A 15,016-nucleotide genomic window follows, 5' to 3' on the forward strand; every position below is an offset into this window, starting at 1 on the left:
AATCTTCCTGATTGAGGGGCACAGCCCCACGGGGGATGCGCCTCCGAAACGCGGATACACCGAAAATGCGCGCGCTCAGTGCGCCACGGCCTCCTCGGGCAGTTGAATGACCGTAAGACTGCGTTGCTCGTCGGTGATAACCTCTAACGCCAGCCGTGGCGTAACCTGATAGCGTGAGGCCAGTGGCCCCCCGGATTCAAGTGCCGCCCTATTTGCACGGCGTTCTGGCTCATCAAGGTCGCCCCAGTCACCGCGCAAATGGCGATGCAGGAAACGATGGGGATCAACCAACCCCTTGCTGTCCAGCCATTGCACCCTGGCGCTGAGCGTCAGGGCACCGCTAGAGAACAGAGGGATGGAAGCCGGCGTGGTGCGCTGGCGTGGGAACAGTTTGAAGGACATGGTTGTAGCTCCTGTTGCGTTGATGAAAAACGAAGCCAGCGCCTGGACCAGGCGCTGGTTTTCGGGGGATGGATGAAGCATCAGCGGATAGTCAGCACTTCTCCCCGCGTGGGGGAGCCCGGCGTCATGTCCCATGCGCGAATGATCGGTACGAACTTGTCGGTGAGGATGCGTGTTTCAGCGATCGAGCCGTCGTCGCGTTCGTTGTATTCGACCGCAGCGGACTTCTCTTTGTGGGTATCGCCTTTGACGACCATCACCCTGCCGGATTTGGATCGAACGACACCTGAAATCGCACCGGCGGCGAGCGCCAGGGCGAGGTGCCAGTGAGACAAGGCACGAGCCGGCGGCCGCAGCGATTGCTGCGAAGCGCCGAGATGCGTATCGAGGAAAGGCCACAGCCCTTGCAGGCGATGAACTTCGGACGCGAATTGCTCCGGCTCCATGGTGACCCGGTAGAACTGCTCCGGCTCGGCCTGTACGGCCGGGACGGAATACGGGAGGAACGGCCATTCGACCGGCAGTTCTTCCGCTTCGATATCACCTGTGCCGATCTGCAGCAGCCGGTTGCGGATGGATTTAGCATCGCTGGCCAGATCGCGCTGGCGTGAGCGGGTGCCGAAGATCACCACCTGCTTGAACTGCTGTTCGACCGCACGGTAGATACGCAGTCCGGTGAAATGGCGTGTCAGCCAGCCCACCAGTTCCGCATCCAGCGTGTAGCTGGGAATGATGAAGACCAGCACGCCACCGTACTGCAGCAACGGCAGGACGCGCTGATAGAACAGCTTCTCCAGCCTGGCGCGGCCCTGTCCTTGGTAGCCGACGTTGCCATCGGCATCCCTGGGCAGATCCCCATAGGGAGGATTGAGCCACATCAGTCCGAAGCTTTGCCGGCTGATCAGCGTATCCATCAGGTCGCTGTGCAGGCAATGGTCGACAAGACCTCGGGCATGTCTGGCGCGCTCTTCGTCGAATTCGACTGCATAGGCTGACACCAGATCACGGCCAAGCGCATGTGCGGCTTCAGCGATGGCAACGCCTTCGCCCGCGCAGGGATCGATGATGGTGACTTGACCGGCGGCCGGCGCCAGCGCTTTGAGCGCCCGCTCCAGCGTGGGTTCGTCGGTTGGGTAGTACCCGTTTTTCGCAAAATTCCGGGCAAGCCGGGGGAACATGAGAGCCATGTGAATCTCCTGATTCTGGTTGGGAAAATGAGGGGCATGCGGCTTGCGCATGCCCTTGCGAGACTTCAGGCGACGCGCCGCAAAGGCATGCCGGAAGCCAGTTCATGCGCCGTGGCGCTGAGGGTGCCGTTGCGGATCAGATCGCCGAGTGACTTTGTGAGCACAGGAACATCCAGCGCCAGGCTGTGCCCTTCCAGTGGCCCGTAAGCCATGGGAAGACGCGCCAGCATGGATTGCTCCATCAGCAGGTCCAGCACGATGTCGCGCCAGTGATCGAGGAGTGGTAGAGGGCACGTTTCCTGTACCAGCGTCCACAAGCGATCAAGCCGATGGTCTGAGTCCCTGGGCAGCAGCGTCAGCGCGCTGGCGTTGGCCTTGTCGGGCTTGACGCAGCGCTGGTCAAAGAGCCACAGGTTGACCATCGAACCGAACAGAGTGCGGCGGAAAAGGCGCGTGGAGCGCTTCTCCAGCCTGTCGACGTTTCCGATGAAAACCGGAATGGAGCCGCCTGCGTCGGTGATGAGGTGGAACTGATCCAGGCCATCGTCGTCACGACTCAGCGTGAGCCGGGCCAGAAACTGTTGAATGGCCGTATCTCGTGCCCAAACGGACAGGAAGATCAGGTTGCCGCTTTCGTCGCCGATGTAGCCGTCGGCCATCAGGTCGGAGCATTCATCAATGCGAAGAAGCGGTTGCGAAGATGTTGTATCGGGCATGGTTGTGTCCTTTGGAAAGTCCAGGGACAGCACCGGCCCGTGAGGCTGATACAGCCCCTGGGGGGGAGGAATGCTCCGTCAGGAGCGGTGGGTGAAAACCGCGGGCATTGCCCGAAACGGGCACAGTCCGCGTCAGATCAGTTTTTCAGTTGCCGCAGGCCTTCGGCCAGCAGCCACAGCGCCCGATTGAGGCGGACGTTCTGATCGATGCCTTGCACAGGGCGCGTGCGTAGATGGCGGCCATTGGCAGTCCGACCGGACAGACCTCCTTTGACGAGGTTTTCCTGCACCCGGTTGAACACCGACCACAGATCCGGCCGGTTGTCATCGAGCCGACGTGTTGCCAGAACCTGGCTTTCAGTTATCGGCAGCACCTTGGTGTCGCTGTCGTACTTGAGCGTCAGGGCCGAGCGTGCAAAGACTTCCGCTTCGCCATCATCGAGCGTGACCGCTCGCATGGCTTCGCGGGAATCCTGCACCTGGTCGAAACCACTCAGGACCTCATACGCGCCTTCGATCACATGGTCCGTGACATTGCCCTTGTGGGGCACACGAACGTCTCCGACGATATCGCCGCACACCAGACCGTTCTGGCACACGAAACGGAACATGCCGGCCAGCATCTGGTAGCTGCTGGTGCCATCATGGGAATTCAGAAGCACTATCTCATTTGCCTCTTTGCCGTTGATCTGGCTTGCATGGCGAAGGCGGAGCATGTGTTTTGTGAACTCGCGACGGTCTTCATGACGTACGCGGGTCTGGCACACCATGAAGGGCTCGAACCCTTCATTGCGTAGCTTCGCCAGAACGGCGGAGGTCGGTATGTAGCTATACCGTTCGGAGCGGCTATCGTGCGGTGTATCCGCAAAGATGGAAGGAGCGACTGCGCGGATCTGGTCATCCGACAGGGGATGATCTGCACGCAGGATCGGGGAACGTGATGCGAAACGAGATGCGAGTTGCATGTCTATCTCCTTGAGGATTGGGCAAGCGATATCGACGGCTGACATAAGGCCAGACGCGCACGCGTGCGTGGAAAACCTGCGATGCAGGGTCAGTCCGAAGACGGGTGGACGGAAAATTCAGACGACTGGAACGGCGGATGCCGAACACGCTGTGCGTCTGTGAGAACGTGGGCCTTTCAGAGACCCAGTTCGGTGAATGAACCATCCGCCTGATGCCTGGTGAGGCGGTTGCCGACATTCCTTTCGGCGTCGGATTGCGCCTCTCTGAACAGGCTCTCGGGCACGATGATCTGAAAATGCCGCAAGACCTCGCGGTAGTAGTCCAGGTCATGACCGAATGGATCGGTCTCGTGCAGATTGCTGTACAGGAAGTGGTCGTCCTCGACCTGCATGGCGTCGTCGATCAGCTCGGCAGGCTTTTCGATGGTCAGGAAAAAATATCGCATCGGCCGGTCCCAGCCGAGCACGACGATGATGGGAAATCCCTTGTGGGACGTGTCGAAGTAGTGCCGACTCATGATGAAGCTCCTCGTTAGAAATCATCGGGAGCCTTCCCATCGGGGAAGTGCCCCGATGGGTGATGGATCAAGGCCGGTCAGGCGCTGGCGAGGTGCCAGTCCTGGGACAGAGGTTCAAACCGATAGCCCATCGCATCGAGACGGTCGCGCTGCTGACGCAGGACGCGGCGGTCGACGGTTGCGTCGAGTTTCACGATTTCGCTCAACGGCCAGAGCATGCCGAACAGTGCCGCGTCGTCATCTTCAGCCGAGGCGTCGGAGGGCGATGCTGCCGCTGGTTCGCTGCCGAATGGCGTGGTATCGACCAGTGGATCGCGCGTGCTGCGTGCCTTGGTCCTGACTGGAGGCCTGGCCGCGGCAGGAGCCTGCGCTTCCTCATCAATGGGATCGATCTCCTGCGGGCTGAGCCGCTGGGCATCGTCCTTGCTCAGGCGATCGATGTTCGAGAGGGTCATCCCGCCCAGGTGGGCGCGGATTTCGATGACCATCCGCCCACTGGTGTTGTAGGTGGAGGGTCGGATTTCGGCGATGACGAAATCACCGTCGTATTTGCCTTCGTCGTACTGGTCCAGCTCGGCATTCTTGATGACGAACTCACCAATGCTGGTCGAAAGGCGGCCGACATTGAAGTCGCCATTCCTGCCGTGGATTGTCTTGATGGCCAACTGGCCTGGTAGGGTGATCATGGATTGCTCCTGGTGATGATGAAAAGAACAAGGCCCCTGTGAGGGGGCCTTGCGGATCAGAACGACTCGGCCAGTGCCGGTGCTTGCGCATCAGCGGCTTCGTCGGCAGGTTCAGCGACCGGCTCGGATACTTCCGATGCCGGTTCTTCCTGCGGAGCAGGTGCAGGTGCAGCGGATTGCTCCGCAGCATCCTGTTCGGACTCGGCCGGCTTGGGTTCGGCCTTGTACTTCAGCACGCCATCGACCTTGATCCAGCTGACAAACAGCAGGCGGGCCTTCAGGCTGACGCCCTGTTCACCGGCGCGCTTCCCCTTGGAATAGGTGAAGGTGTCGGTCCACAGGTCGCCCAAACGGAATCCGATCATCACTTTCTTCTCTGCCTCGACGGCATCGATGCAGCGACGGATCAGATGCTGAGCATCGGTGCCCGAAACGCGCGTATCGAAACGCACGTACGAAACATCGTCGCTCGGACCATTGAGTGCTGCGATATCGCAGGCAAGAAAGGGATCACCTTTCTTCGGCTTCACTTCGCGGATGCGATTGAGGTAGCCGAGGCCGGTGATGTGCAGGTCGAAAAAAGACTTTTCGGTAGAAGTGGTCATGGTGAATCTCCAGACTTGAGGACAAGAATGCGGAGACACACCGACCCCGTACGGGAGGTGTGTAACCCCCGCGCGGGTTGATGGATCGTGAGATCCGGCAATAACTAGGTTGGCATCACCGCCGATTGCTCGACGGTCGTTCGCGCTGGGATGCCGAGTGCGAACTGGTGTGATCACGCGGACGGAACCGCGCCGTAGCCTTGAAGATCGTGGCTACCTGGGCATGTTGCTGACCGGGGTCAGCGCAACATGGCGGTAGCGTGGCATCTGCTATTCCGACCGGCTATCCGGAATCGGTACTGGTTCGTAGCCCTATTGTTCGGTCAACTCACTTGAGCGGGGCTCGCGTGCGGAACTCCACACGAAAAAGCCCCCTATCAGGGGGCTTTGCTGGATCAGAATTGTTTTATGAACCGCAACCGGCCGGGCAACAACCCAGCTCGATTCCGTGCGAGCAGTAGCCATGCTCGGAATTCCAGTCGTGGGTTTCCTGCCTCTCGGCAGGTGTCGCGTAGTCCCAGTCCTGGGCGATCTGCAGAGCCTGTGCCCGCTGGCGTTCGGGCAATCGATCAATGTGTCGTTCAATCTCCGAACTGAAGCGTTCGACGTAGTAGTCGTGAGACAGTCCGCAGCCGTTGTGGGCTTGTACGGCAACCTTTTCGCAGACGTCCCGCCAGGCGATTTCATCAAACGCGAGACAGGTATCTCCGATAGATTGTGAGGAAGAGTTGCAGGCGATTGCTGACATGATGGAAGAACCTCCAGATTGAAACCGGAGCCCTCCCACATCGGGGCGAGACCCCGGCGGGTGGATGTAACGCCGCGACTGCGGTGAAAGAGATCAGTTCGTTTTGCTGTCGTCGCCCTGTGTGGGGGAAACGACTTGCAGGAACAGTTGTGTCGGCGTGGCGGATAGTTCGAGATCGTCCTCGCTGCTCAGGATGCGTGCGAACACGCTGTCCCGCAGTTCGAAATGTTCTGCGAAATCATCGCCTCCCAACTCGGTTCGGGCGCGTTCCCACCAGTCATCGAACGGGTCGGTGTCAGGGTTGCAGCCGATGGCGTAGGCCAGCAGCTTCTGACGTCCCTCTGACGTTCGCTCACCTCGCTCGGCAAGGAAGTAGACGCCGTGGTCCTTTACCAGAACGACGCGGCATTTGTTCGCCTCGGCTTCTGCGAGCACGGGGCGCAGGTCGGCACCTTTGAAACGTAGTGACATGGACGGAATCTCCTGTGTGGAATAGAGAAGGCTCCCCAACCTTCTGGATGGGGAGCCGCTGCGGTACATGACCGGTTGATGGAAGGACTGGCGGTCTTGAGGTCAGCCGTAGAACTGTTGAGCCTCAAACCAGGGAACGAGCCGCGCGTCGTGGCCTACTGATATCGGAAGCACCGCGTCACGGGCTTCGTCGGTCGTGAAACACGTTGCCTGGTCGAGCAGGCCCCAGCCGAGCTCGTTGGACCAGAAGCCGGCGCTGTCGCTGACGGCTGACTCGTTGGGTGAATACACCACCCAAGAGTCGCTTACCGTGGACGTCACGCCGACACCGCCTGACGTCGCCGTGAAGCCTTGGCGTCGATCACGCTCACGTCGATCCGGCGCCAGTCCCCGTCGTCGATGAGCCGCTCCAGCACTTCGCCGAGCATGTCGAAATAGACCTCGTCATGCCGATCGACCAGTTCTCCATCCCGACGCAGTTCCACCACGTAGGTGTCGCCGCAGCGGTCGTAGAGGATCGTCACTTGGCCCTCGAACTTCGCGGTCGAGACCGTGAAGCTGATTGCCGGAGGCGTCTCGATGATCATGGACGGCTTGGGATCGACCCAGGTGAAGTCGCGGGCGCCCGCATCGACCAGCATGTGGGTGATGCGCCGGAACCCGTCGGGCGCTGGCATTTCCTCCAACTGCTGGATGAGCTGGCCCAGTTCCATGCACTGTGGCTCGGGGATGGGGAGCTTGGCCGGAGCCGAGCCGAGGATGTGCGTCTTGATGGTGTAGGGTCTGCCATCCGACGTGTACTCGGTGCGCTCTTCCGGCGTGTCCGCGCGCAGGCCGTCGAAACGGCGCCGTGCGTAGGGCTGGACATGCACCTTGGCGCCCTCGCTGGGAACGGTGGTGACCAGGTTGGGATCGAGCACCGCGAACTCGCTGGGCTTGAGCTTGACGACGATGGCGTCATCGTTGGCTGCGACCACCTTGCCGTCGAAGGGCTGGGGATCGATGGTAAAGCCCAGCGTCGAGGACTGCGGCTGATCGTCGAACACGCGGTACTTGAACGACCGCACGTTGCGGGGCACATGGCCTGCGACAAGCGAAGGCATCAGGGACTTGATGAGGGAACGGTCCATGGGAACTCCTTGAGAAAAGGCAAGGGATTCCCGCCACAAGGGAGGGTGTCCCTTGTGGGTTGAGTGATTGGCGCGGAATGCGCCGGTAGAACAGACCAACCAGTGCAACGAGGCACCGCAGTCTTGAAGGTCTCGACTGCCTGGGCATGCAGCCGGCAACGCCAGCAAACATGTGGTCAGGTTGATCCATGACGGTAGAAATTGTTAGCGCCTATCGGGGCCAACACTTCACCGTATTCGGGTGTCCGATGCCATCGTCGCAAAGTCGTCCTGAAAACAGGAACTAATTGACCCCAACTATAAGAAAAAGAGCCTCACTTGGAGGCTCAAAATTCAACTCGTACTTACTCTTCATATTGAGGCAGGTCGTCCAGGGCCGGAGCATCAGCATCAAAGATCAGGATACGAATGTCCGCCAGTGCGGCCAGATGAATGATGTCGGCCAGGGATTCTGGCATACGCTTTTCCAGATGTTCCTGCCGCAATTGTGCTGCGGTTATGCCCTCCACGTGCAGCAGGTTTTCATCTGTCCATGGTGTCGCAATCAGTTTGATGCCGATCGCCGGGCTGTATGGGATGCGGAATGCAATGAACCGGAATCCGGTCGGCGTGGCGATATCTGCCAACTCGGCCAGATAATGGAAAGCTTCTTCGGTAATATGCATCGTGCTGATCTCCCAGCACCTGCTATAAAATCCGGTATCGAAACTCAGTCGGTGGATCACTTCCTGCGCGGCTTCCCGAGAATAGCAGTCGCCTACGTGAACAGGTTGGCCGAAGTCATCGCCGGTCACTGCGTAGACCACGGTTCGTACCAGGCCGAAGGTCTGGCATTGGCTTTCCAGTACCTCCGGGATTTCCTGACCTTCGGTGATGAGCGCAAAGTCGTTGCACACAAGGCACGGAAATTGCGCGATCTGTTCGTCAGGCAGATGCGCCTGGCTGGGATGCAGTGGCCGCCAGACTGGCGGACTGTTGTCTGCGTGGGTGATGCAAAGCGTGCGGACGAAATGCAGGTGCTGATAGCCGCGGATGAAGGGATTGATAGTCTTGGACATGAGATTTCTCCAGCGAGTTAGGCGGAGCGCCCCCTCCAGGGATAACGCCCCGGTGGGTGGATAAAATGCGCAGCCTTGGTAGAAAGCTCAGTCCTGATTTTGGAGCAGACCCTCGGCTATGCGTTGCCGCAGTTCCTGGCGGCTATTCTGATCTTGAACCCCGGCAAGCAATCGTGCCGCTTCAAGTGTTATGCGGGCGGCTGCTATAGTCAGATCGCCCTCTCGCAGCGCGCTATGCAGATCAGTTGCGAGTTCTCGCGCCTGAGCGGAGTTCCCGAAAAGCGTGATCTCCCGACTGATGAAGCAAGTGTGACCACCGAACTCAAACAGCCTTGGTTTGCTGCAGTACCAGCAACCCTCGAACTGAATAGCGACAAGGTTATGACCATCGTTGAAGCAAGAGGCGATCAGGAACAAGGCTTCGAGGTCTGCGTTACCTTCAAACGGATGATGTTCGATAAGGTTTTCGAGATCTTCGTCCTGATCGGCATGGAAAAGCCTGGCGAGTGCTTCAAGAACCACATCGATTGTCGTCTCGGGTTCGTCACCTGGTGAAATGTTGAGCTTAGTAGATAGCGCCGTCAGGCCGTCCAGAACGTCACTCCATTGCGGATCATTGGTTTCGGCGATCGTGGCGATGAATGCCCGCCCGTTCCCTGGATAGTCGGCGTCGAGATTGAAGGCGCCGAACAGTGCGGAGATAACAGGCGTAACGCGGTCCAGAATGAGAACACCAGTTGCTTCGTAGTAATTGTTCGCCATGATAATGGCTCCTTTCGATAGATGAGCGGAGCCTCGTCCCTGCGGACATAAGCATCCGCATGGGTAATTAAAAGAATATGCCCGAAATAAAGTCGACGCGTCGTGGATGGGCACCTGGGGAACGGTGGAACCCGTTCACCAGCCGCTGTAGTTGAGCACCAGTTGTGCGATCACTTTCCTGCGTTCCAGGTCGAGGCCGCCGAGATCGGCGAGACCCTCGAAGCCGATACGCTTGAGCATCGACGAGCCCTCGCGGGCGTTGTAGAAGCTGACCATTGTAGAAAGGAAGAGCCGCTGTCCGCCGCTCAGGACACCCAGGGCATCGTTGAGCAGCAGCAAGTTGGGACGTAGATCCCATTTGCTGGCCGCACTCAGAAATCCTTCGCGGGTGCCGTCGCCAAACCACTCGACACCGGCAATTTCCACCCCGCGTTTCCAGGCACGGAAGAACGCGGATGGCGCCAATGCGAAATGCGCTTCTTCAAGCGCGATCTGATCGACGACCTCTTGGGGGAGAGATATTTTCAGGTTCATCGCTATGACTCCTGTGGCTGTACGATCAGGGGTGCGAACGCTGCTGCCACTCACCGTTTTCGAGAGCGGTCGCTGCAGCTTCGCTACTGGGGAAATATTCGATGGACTCGCGTGAGACCGGGCCTTCTTCATCGGTCGTGCCGATGTAGTAGCCTGCTGCGCTTCTCAGCACTCGCAGGGGCAGACGCTTGCCGACCCAGAACAAGGCCAGATGGCCGATCCGGGGTTGGGGATGTGAAACAATGGACATGGTGTTCTCCTGACAATGGCGGGAGGCGCCACATCCCGACGGAAGTGGAAGCGTCCCGTGGGTTGATGGAAATGCATCGACGCCGCGATGGCGTGCGTCCGCGAAGGTGATGCGTGGCGGACTGGTGGGTCGGCGCGGAGAACTCCGCGGCACAGCCGGAACGACCCTGGCTGCTGGCATGGCGCTGACAACATCAGCAACACATGTGGCCAAGCATCAAGCAGGCGGCGGCGATCGTCATGCCGAAATGAGATACCGGCCAGCCCCCGATTGAGATACGTGAGCGCCAAAAAGCCCCGCAAAAAATGCGAGGCTTTTTGATGGTGTCTCGCCAGCGGGCGATCAAGATGCGTCGTCGTTGCCGGTGTGCTGTTTCCAGAGGGCAAAGGCTGCATCGGGAGCGAGCTCGGCGAGGATGGTGATTGGCTGCTTTTGCGAGGCACGTAGCCTGGTGAAGTACGCGGACCTGTCGGTGATGCTCCTGAGCTTGACGCCCTTGAGGAACAGTAATTTGCCGTCCTTGATGAACAGCACCTTGTTGCCGATGTCACGATTGAAGGCGGCACGGATCTTTTTGTCCGCGTGCATCGTGTTGGCGAGGTCATCGACCACGTAGTCCAGCGTGATTTCGATGGTGAACTTGCGCGAACTATCCTGGGGGTCGTCGTACGTGGTGACCTCTGGTGGCAGGCTTGCCGCGAACTGCTCCGCTTCAGCGAGCTTCGGCTGTTTGCCGTCACGGGCGCGGACGAAGGTCATGCCACCGTGACCGTCATTATTGGCGTCGGCGATGGGCTCGCCGTCGAACAACACGGTAGCAGTGAAGCAAAGCGTTTCTTCGCTGGCGAAATCGGCAACCTTGAGGTTTTTCAGGCTGACGCGCTGTTGCTGAATGCTCATGGGAACTCCTGGGAAATGAGGCGGGAACGGCCTCATCCCGACAGGACGTGGCGTGTGTCCCGCAGGGGTTAGGGAAGAAATTGCATCGACGCCAGCTATGGCGTGCATCCGCGGAATTGATGCGATGCGGACTGGTTCGGTCGGCGCGTGGGAGCCGCGGCGCAGCCTGGAAGACCGTAGCTGCTGGCATGGTGCTGAATCATCAGCAACGCATGGGAATGAGCATGGCGTTCCGGTGCTGCTTCGTCCTGCGTCAATCGGAATGCAGACCTGGCCCTATTGCCAAAAAAACGCTCCCGAAGGAGCGCTGTGAGGTGGATCAATTGGTGATCCTATTTAGCTTGCCTTCATCATCGAAGACCAGCCGCACCGTCGCGCCTGCCAATTTGGGCTGAGGCGTATAGCGCAGCATGTCTGGCAGCAAGGCGCTGATGACGCGAACCGGGTCCTGCGAGGAGCCGATGGCGATGAAGGTACTGATGGTCCTCTCGTCCTCGGCCTCGCGGGCTTCGTCGTAATAACGATCATCGAACATATAGTCCGAAATCAGCCGGGTGACGGAGCCCACGTCTACGGTGAGGTAGAGCGTGTCGACGCTGCGCACGGCATGTACCGGATACTCGCCAGGCTCGCCTTCCAGGCTGACGTGCAGGCCTTCGACCAGAAGCAGCGAGAGCGCGCCGTCCGCCAGGCTGGGGTGATTGTCTTCATACAGCCTGTTGGCATGCTGGACGACAATCTGCTCGGGCCTGATCGTTCGGACCATGGACATCAGCCAATGCTCAGAATCCAGCCGTGTTTCCTCCAGCAGAAACCCTTTGCGAGCGCTAAGGTAGGCCTCGGCAGTCCACTGATCATCGTCCTCGCTGTCGATGCACCAAACGCCGACCTCCTTCAGAGCCTCACTGGCCGATATTCCGGTGCGGTGATAGCGTTCCCAGAAGCGCCAATGTCCTGGAGGTGTGTCGTGCCAGTCGCGGAACCATGCCAACGGAACAAAGGGGATATCGTTGAGCAGGTCTGCATTGGAAGAGGTAAGGCACCTTTCGGCGTAGTGCTCCACGAATTCGCTGCCCGACAACTGCTGCCGGGATTCGATCAAGACCTGACGGTAGGCTTGATTGATCGCGGCCTGGATACGAATGTAATCGTCAGCCTCATTGAGCAGATGCTGCCGATCGGGAAGCCGGGCGATCATGTCATCGCGCAGTACGACCACGTGATAATTCGATGCGCTGGGAGGAAGACCGATGGGAAGCCCCTGCAGGAAGCACTGCCACTGGACGCATGAAGCCTCCAGGTTGAGCAGAATCCGGCCGACAGGCGTTTCGCGCCATTGCAAGGCAGGATTGGCCAACGGTCGGACCAGTTCATTGCCATTGAGGAAGACAGGCACCGGAAAGGCCTCGCATAGCCTCTTGAGTTGCTGTCCCACCCAGGTCGGCAGATTGACGCCGGCGGTTGGAGATTGCACGCCATCGAGACGAATCTCCGTGCCGATACGTGCTTCTTCAGCATGGACCTCAATGCCATCACCGCGGATGATGGTCGTGGTGCTGGCACTGAACGCCTGCGCACCCGAATGCACCGACAGGTGCGTGGAAAAATACAAGGTCGACAGCACGCCCATGCCGAAGGCGTTCTCGCGCGCCTGCAGTTCCGGGTCCCAGCCGGATTCGGCGATATGAATCAGGGATTGCATGTCGGCGATGCCGGCGCCGTCATCGCTGACGGTGATTGAGGTGTCGTCCACCATGATGTGGATCTGGTTTGCACCGGCTCGCCGTGCATTCTGCAGCAGTTCACCGAGCATGGACTGCGGATTGAAGGCATGTCGAAGGTTGGAAATCAGACGGTGCTGATTGGTTTTGAGACGGATAGTGCTGCCCATTGGGGGCCTCCTGAAAGTCGTGCGCCGCAGTGGACGCGATGGATGAAAGCGCGAGCAAAGACGCGCCGCGGCTGGTCGCTTGGCGCCGGGCGTGAACTGGAAGAGCGGTGATCGCGCGGGGACGAAGTGCATCGACGCCGGCTGTGGCGTGCGTCCGCGAAAACGATGCGAGGCGGACTGGATCGGTCTACGTGGTCTTTCCACGGCGCAGCCTCAAGACCTGGCTGCTGGCATGGCGCTGATCGGGATCAGCAACACATGCCGCAAGACTGGCAGCGGAACATACTGCCGTCCCGCGCCAATCCGCGTTCAGGGTCAACCTTGTTGTCCTCCTTGGCGGGGCTGGATTTTGTACGCCTGTTGTGCTAACGTGTCGTACAAAATGCAACTTTCGGAGATGCTCCTATGGGTACTTCAGCAACGAAAACCGCGCGCTTCGGGCTGCGCGCAACGCAGCAGCAGGAAGCCGTGTTGCGACGGGCGGCCGACGTCGCTCACAAGTCGATGACAGACTTCATCCTCGACAGCGCCTATCAGGCGGCTGAACAGACATTGCTTGACCAGCGCCTGTTCGTGGTCTCGGGCAGCCAGTCGCATGCGCTCCTGGATCTGCTGGATCGCCCGGCACAGGACAATGCCGGGCTGAAGGATCTGTTCTCGCGTCCCACACCGTGGAGTAGCTGATGGCATTGACGGAGCCGTCAGCGCTCGCCGCAGGTCATGCGCTCGACGAATTCGATTGCGGCAAAGCCAGTTTGAACGACTGGCTGGTGCGGCATGCCCGGCAGTCACAGTCCAGCGGCTCAGCCAAAACCTATGTCGTGGCCGACGAACAGCGGGTCGTTGGGTATTTCAGCCTGACAGTGGGCCAGATCGATACCCTCGAAGCGCCTGATCGTGTGCGAAAGGGAATGGGCGGGTATCCCGTCCCCGTTGTCATCCTGGCGCGGTTGGCTGTCGACCAGCGTATGCACGGGCGCGGTATTGGCGTGGGGCTGCTGCAGGAAGCAATCCGGCGCACGGTCATCATCTCCGAGCAAGCTGGCGTGCGGGCCATGCTGACGCATCCGATCGATGATGAGGCCGCACGCTTCTACCAGCGCTTCGGTTTCGAGGCATCACCCGTACGGGAGCAGCAGCTACTGCTGTTGTTGAAGGATGCACGCAAGCTCCTGTTGCCCCAGAGTGCGCAAACCCGATCGATTTCATAGTGTCGGCGTCGACCCTGCCGCCTGCCGTGCGACGCCACTGAATGCCCTGGAAGCGCATCTGTCGCGATCAATCAGAGCAATTTCTTGCTGCCCGGATCAGCAATTTTGTACAAAAAAAAGGAGAGCCCGGATGGCAGAAAAAAAACGGCCCAAGGAACAAGCCCGATATCGTTACCTTAGCGAGCTGGGTGGTCTGGAGATGCTTCAGGCCCGTTACGTTCGCCAGCGCTTTCCGCGGCACGTGCATGAAACCTATTGCATCGGCGTGATCGAGGAAGGAGCCCAGCGGTTCTATCGCTCCGGAGGGGAACATGTGGCCCCCAGAGGGGACATCATTCTTGTCAATGCCGATGACGTGCATACCGGTTGCTCCGAGCTGGAAAACGGCTGGGCTTACAGGGCCATTTATCCTCATCCCGATTTGTTCAAGTCCATTTCCAGGGACATTCGCCAATCGGAGGGAAGTGTGCCGTGGTTCCCTGACGCGGTGCTGCACGACCCGGGACTGGCGCAGCAGCTCATGATGACCTTTACGTTGCTTGCGCAGCCGGGAAATACGCTGTTCAAGGAAACGTTGTTGATGTCGTCACTGACCTGGCTGATGATGCGCCACGGCAAGACGCGGCTATCCCCGCGCGAGCTACCGTCCGCAGAGCAGCGCGTCATGATGATCAAGGAAATCATCGACAGTTGCCCTGAAAGGGATTTGTCCCTAGTGGAGCTTGCTGAAATCGCCGGGCTGAGCCCGTGGCATTTCCTGCGGCAGTTCAAATCGGCGGTCGGTATTCCGCCTCACGCGTACCTGGTTCAGGCCCGAGTCCGGAAGGCAAAAGAGTTGCTGCTAAAAGGGCACCCCATTGCAACCGTATCCACGCTATGCGGCTTTACGGATCAGAGCCATCTCAGCCGCCACTTCAAGGGATCGGTAGGCATCACGCCGGGCGAGTTTGTCCGAGGCGTCTCGTAAGTTTCCGGCCGGGCA

At 59.4% G+C, this 15,016-nt stretch carries 19 protein-coding genes; 3 read left to right on the forward strand and 16 right to left on the reverse strand.

Going from position 1 to position 15,016, the window contains the following annotated elements; all coding sequences use genetic code 11:
- Nucleotides 1-75: 75 nt before the first annotated feature.
- From IBT47_RS10100 to IBT47_RS10175, 16 genes are all read right to left on the reverse strand, one after another.
- On the reverse strand, nt 76-402 hold the full coding sequence (locus tag IBT47_RS10100) for a methyltransferase (protein ID WP_200560336.1): 327 nt from the start codon (nt 400-402) through the stop codon (nt 76-78).
- 80 nt (nt 403-482) lie between these two features.
- Nucleotides 483-1,640, reverse strand: coding sequence for a DUF6094 domain-containing protein (locus tag IBT47_RS10105; RefSeq protein WP_255569895.1), 1,158 nt, complete (start codon nt 1,638-1,640; stop codon nt 483-485).
- 14 nt (nt 1,641-1,654) lie between these two features.
- Complete coding sequence (locus IBT47_RS10110; protein ID WP_200560338.1) at nt 1,655-2,305, reverse strand: hypothetical protein; 651 nt, start codon at nt 2,303-2,305, stop codon at nt 1,655-1,657.
- Nucleotides 2,306-2,442: 137 nt separating this feature from the next.
- Nucleotides 2,443-3,270, reverse strand: a complete 828-nt coding sequence (locus tag IBT47_RS10115; RefSeq protein WP_200560339.1) for a DUF932 domain-containing protein — start codon at nt 3,268-3,270, stop codon at nt 2,443-2,445.
- A gap of 176 nt (nt 3,271-3,446) precedes the next feature.
- On the reverse strand, nt 3,447-3,788 hold the full coding sequence (locus IBT47_RS10120) for a hypothetical protein (RefSeq protein ID WP_200560340.1): 342 nt from the start codon (nt 3,786-3,788) through the stop codon (nt 3,447-3,449).
- Between the two features lie 77 nt (nt 3,789-3,865).
- Complete coding sequence (locus IBT47_RS10125; RefSeq protein WP_200560341.1) at nt 3,866-4,474, reverse strand: DUF3275 family protein; 609 nt, start codon at nt 4,472-4,474, stop codon at nt 3,866-3,868.
- A gap of 56 nt (nt 4,475-4,530) precedes the next feature.
- Nucleotides 4,531-5,079 carry an STY4534 family ICE replication protein gene (locus tag IBT47_RS10130; protein ID WP_200560342.1) on the reverse strand — a complete coding sequence of 183 codons (549 nt, stop codon included), beginning with the start codon at nt 5,077-5,079 and terminating at the stop codon, nt 4,531-4,533.
- Nucleotides 5,080-5,485: 406 nt separating this feature from the next.
- The gene (locus IBT47_RS10135; RefSeq protein ID WP_200560343.1) at nt 5,486-5,827 is read right to left on the reverse strand and encodes a hypothetical protein; all 342 of its coding nucleotides are present in this window, start codon (nt 5,825-5,827) and stop codon (nt 5,486-5,488) included.
- A 93-nt stretch (nt 5,828-5,920) separates the two neighbouring features.
- Complete coding sequence (locus IBT47_RS10140; protein WP_200560344.1) at nt 5,921-6,298, reverse strand: DUF3085 domain-containing protein; 378 nt, start codon at nt 6,296-6,298, stop codon at nt 5,921-5,923.
- Between the two features lie 317 nt (nt 6,299-6,615).
- The gene (locus IBT47_RS10145) at nt 6,616-7,428 is read right to left on the reverse strand and encodes a GTPase (RefSeq protein WP_200560345.1); all 813 of its coding nucleotides are present in this window, start codon (nt 7,426-7,428) and stop codon (nt 6,616-6,618) included.
- A gap of 344 nt (nt 7,429-7,772) precedes the next feature.
- Complete coding sequence (locus tag IBT47_RS10150) at nt 7,773-8,486, reverse strand: ABC transporter substrate-binding protein (RefSeq protein ID WP_200560346.1); 714 nt, start codon at nt 8,484-8,486, stop codon at nt 7,773-7,775.
- A gap of 87 nt (nt 8,487-8,573) precedes the next feature.
- Nucleotides 8,574-9,248, reverse strand: coding sequence for a hypothetical protein (locus IBT47_RS10155; RefSeq protein ID WP_200560347.1), 675 nt, complete (start codon nt 9,246-9,248; stop codon nt 8,574-8,576).
- 135 nt (nt 9,249-9,383) lie between these two features.
- Nucleotides 9,384-9,782, reverse strand: a complete 399-nt coding sequence (locus IBT47_RS10160) for a hypothetical protein (protein ID WP_370569882.1) — start codon at nt 9,780-9,782, stop codon at nt 9,384-9,386.
- Between the two features lie 25 nt (nt 9,783-9,807).
- Nucleotides 9,808-10,032 (reverse strand): hypothetical protein, encoded by a 225-nt coding sequence (locus IBT47_RS10165; RefSeq protein ID WP_200560348.1) that lies wholly within the window; start codon nt 10,030-10,032, stop codon nt 9,808-9,810.
- A 342-nt stretch (nt 10,033-10,374) separates the two neighbouring features.
- The gene (locus IBT47_RS10170) at nt 10,375-10,932 is read right to left on the reverse strand and encodes a hypothetical protein (RefSeq protein WP_200560349.1); all 558 of its coding nucleotides are present in this window, start codon (nt 10,930-10,932) and stop codon (nt 10,375-10,377) included.
- 319 nt (nt 10,933-11,251) lie between these two features.
- A complete protein-coding gene (locus IBT47_RS10175) occupies nt 11,252-12,823 on the reverse strand; it encodes an ATP-binding protein (protein WP_200560350.1) in 1,572 nt (523 codons plus the stop codon).
- A 405-nt stretch (nt 12,824-13,228) separates the two neighbouring features.
- Between IBT47_RS10175 and IBT47_RS10180 the strand changes: the two genes are divergently transcribed.
- The 3 genes from IBT47_RS10180 (at nt 13,229) to IBT47_RS10190 (ending at nt 15,001) form a co-directional block, all read left to right on the forward strand.
- A complete protein-coding gene (locus tag IBT47_RS10180) occupies nt 13,229-13,507 on the forward strand; it encodes a DUF1778 domain-containing protein (RefSeq protein ID WP_200560351.1) in 279 nt (92 codons plus the stop codon).
- Nucleotides 13,507-14,034 (forward strand): GNAT family N-acetyltransferase, encoded by a 528-nt coding sequence (locus tag IBT47_RS10185; RefSeq protein WP_200560352.1) that lies wholly within the window; start codon nt 13,507-13,509, stop codon nt 14,032-14,034. The genes IBT47_RS10180 and IBT47_RS10185 overlap by 1 nt, the downstream gene beginning before the upstream one ends.
- 130 nt (nt 14,035-14,164) lie before the next feature.
- Nucleotides 14,165-15,001 (forward strand): AraC family transcriptional regulator, encoded by an 837-nt coding sequence (locus IBT47_RS10190; protein ID WP_200560353.1) that lies wholly within the window; start codon nt 14,165-14,167, stop codon nt 14,999-15,001.
- The last annotated feature ends 15 nt before the right edge of the window (nt 15,002-15,016 follow it).

The organism is Erwinia sp. S43 (assembly GCF_016624745.1).
Lineage (GTDB): Bacteria > Pseudomonadota > Gammaproteobacteria > Enterobacterales > Enterobacteriaceae > Erwinia > Erwinia coffeiphila.

Bases quoted from the DNA above. Each gene is read 5' to 3' on its own strand.
- IBT47_RS10190 (WP_200560353.1), top strand. From the start codon at position 14,165: ATGGCAGAAAAAAAACGGCCCAAGGAACAAGCCCGATATCGTTACCTT.
- IBT47_RS10135 (WP_200560343.1), bottom strand. From the start codon at position 5,827: ATGTCAGCAATCGCCTGCAACTCTTCCTCACAATCTATCGGAGATACC.
- IBT47_RS10160 (WP_370569882.1), bottom strand. From the start codon at position 9,782: ATGAACCTGAAAATATCTCTCCCCCAAGAGGTCGTCGATCAGATCGCG.
- IBT47_RS10100 (WP_200560336.1), bottom strand. From the start codon at position 402: ATGTCCTTCAAACTGTTCCCACGCCAGCGCACCACGCCGGCTTCCATC.
- IBT47_RS10170 (WP_200560349.1), bottom strand. From the start codon at position 10,932: ATGAGCATTCAGCAACAGCGCGTCAGCCTGAAAAACCTCAAGGTTGCC.
- IBT47_RS10130 (WP_200560342.1), bottom strand. From the start codon at position 5,079: ATGACCACTTCTACCGAAAAGTCTTTTTTCGACCTGCACATCACCGGC.
- IBT47_RS10155 (WP_200560347.1), bottom strand. From the start codon at position 9,248: ATGGCGAACAATTACTACGAAGCAACTGGTGTTCTCATTCTGGACCGC.
- IBT47_RS10175 (WP_200560350.1), bottom strand. From the start codon at position 12,823: ATGGGCAGCACTATCCGTCTCAAAACCAATCAGCACCGTCTGATTTCC.
- IBT47_RS10185 (WP_200560352.1), top strand. From the start codon at position 13,507: ATGGCATTGACGGAGCCGTCAGCGCTCGCCGCAGGTCATGCGCTCGAC.
- IBT47_RS10105 (WP_255569895.1), bottom strand. From the start codon at position 1,640: ATGCGCAAGCCGCATGCCCCTCATTTTCCCAACCAGAATCAGGAGATT.
- IBT47_RS10125 (WP_200560341.1), bottom strand. From the start codon at position 4,474: ATGATCACCCTACCAGGCCAGTTGGCCATCAAGACAATCCACGGCAGG.
- IBT47_RS10140 (WP_200560344.1), bottom strand. From the start codon at position 6,298: ATGTCACTACGTTTCAAAGGTGCCGACCTGCGCCCCGTGCTCGCAGAA.
- IBT47_RS10115 (WP_200560339.1), bottom strand. From the start codon at position 3,270: ATGCAACTCGCATCTCGTTTCGCATCACGTTCCCCGATCCTGCGTGCA.
- IBT47_RS10180 (WP_200560351.1), top strand. From the start codon at position 13,229: ATGGGTACTTCAGCAACGAAAACCGCGCGCTTCGGGCTGCGCGCAACG.
- IBT47_RS10150 (WP_200560346.1), bottom strand. From the start codon at position 8,486: ATGTCCAAGACTATCAATCCCTTCATCCGCGGCTATCAGCACCTGCAT.
- IBT47_RS10165 (WP_200560348.1), bottom strand. From the start codon at position 10,032: ATGTCCATTGTTTCACATCCCCAACCCCGGATCGGCCATCTGGCCTTG.
- IBT47_RS10110 (WP_200560338.1), bottom strand. From the start codon at position 2,305: ATGCCCGATACAACATCTTCGCAACCGCTTCTTCGCATTGATGAATGC.
- IBT47_RS10145 (WP_200560345.1), bottom strand. From the start codon at position 7,428: ATGGACCGTTCCCTCATCAAGTCCCTGATGCCTTCGCTTGTCGCAGGC.
- IBT47_RS10120 (WP_200560340.1), bottom strand. From the start codon at position 3,788: ATGAGTCGGCACTACTTCGACACGTCCCACAAGGGATTTCCCATCATC.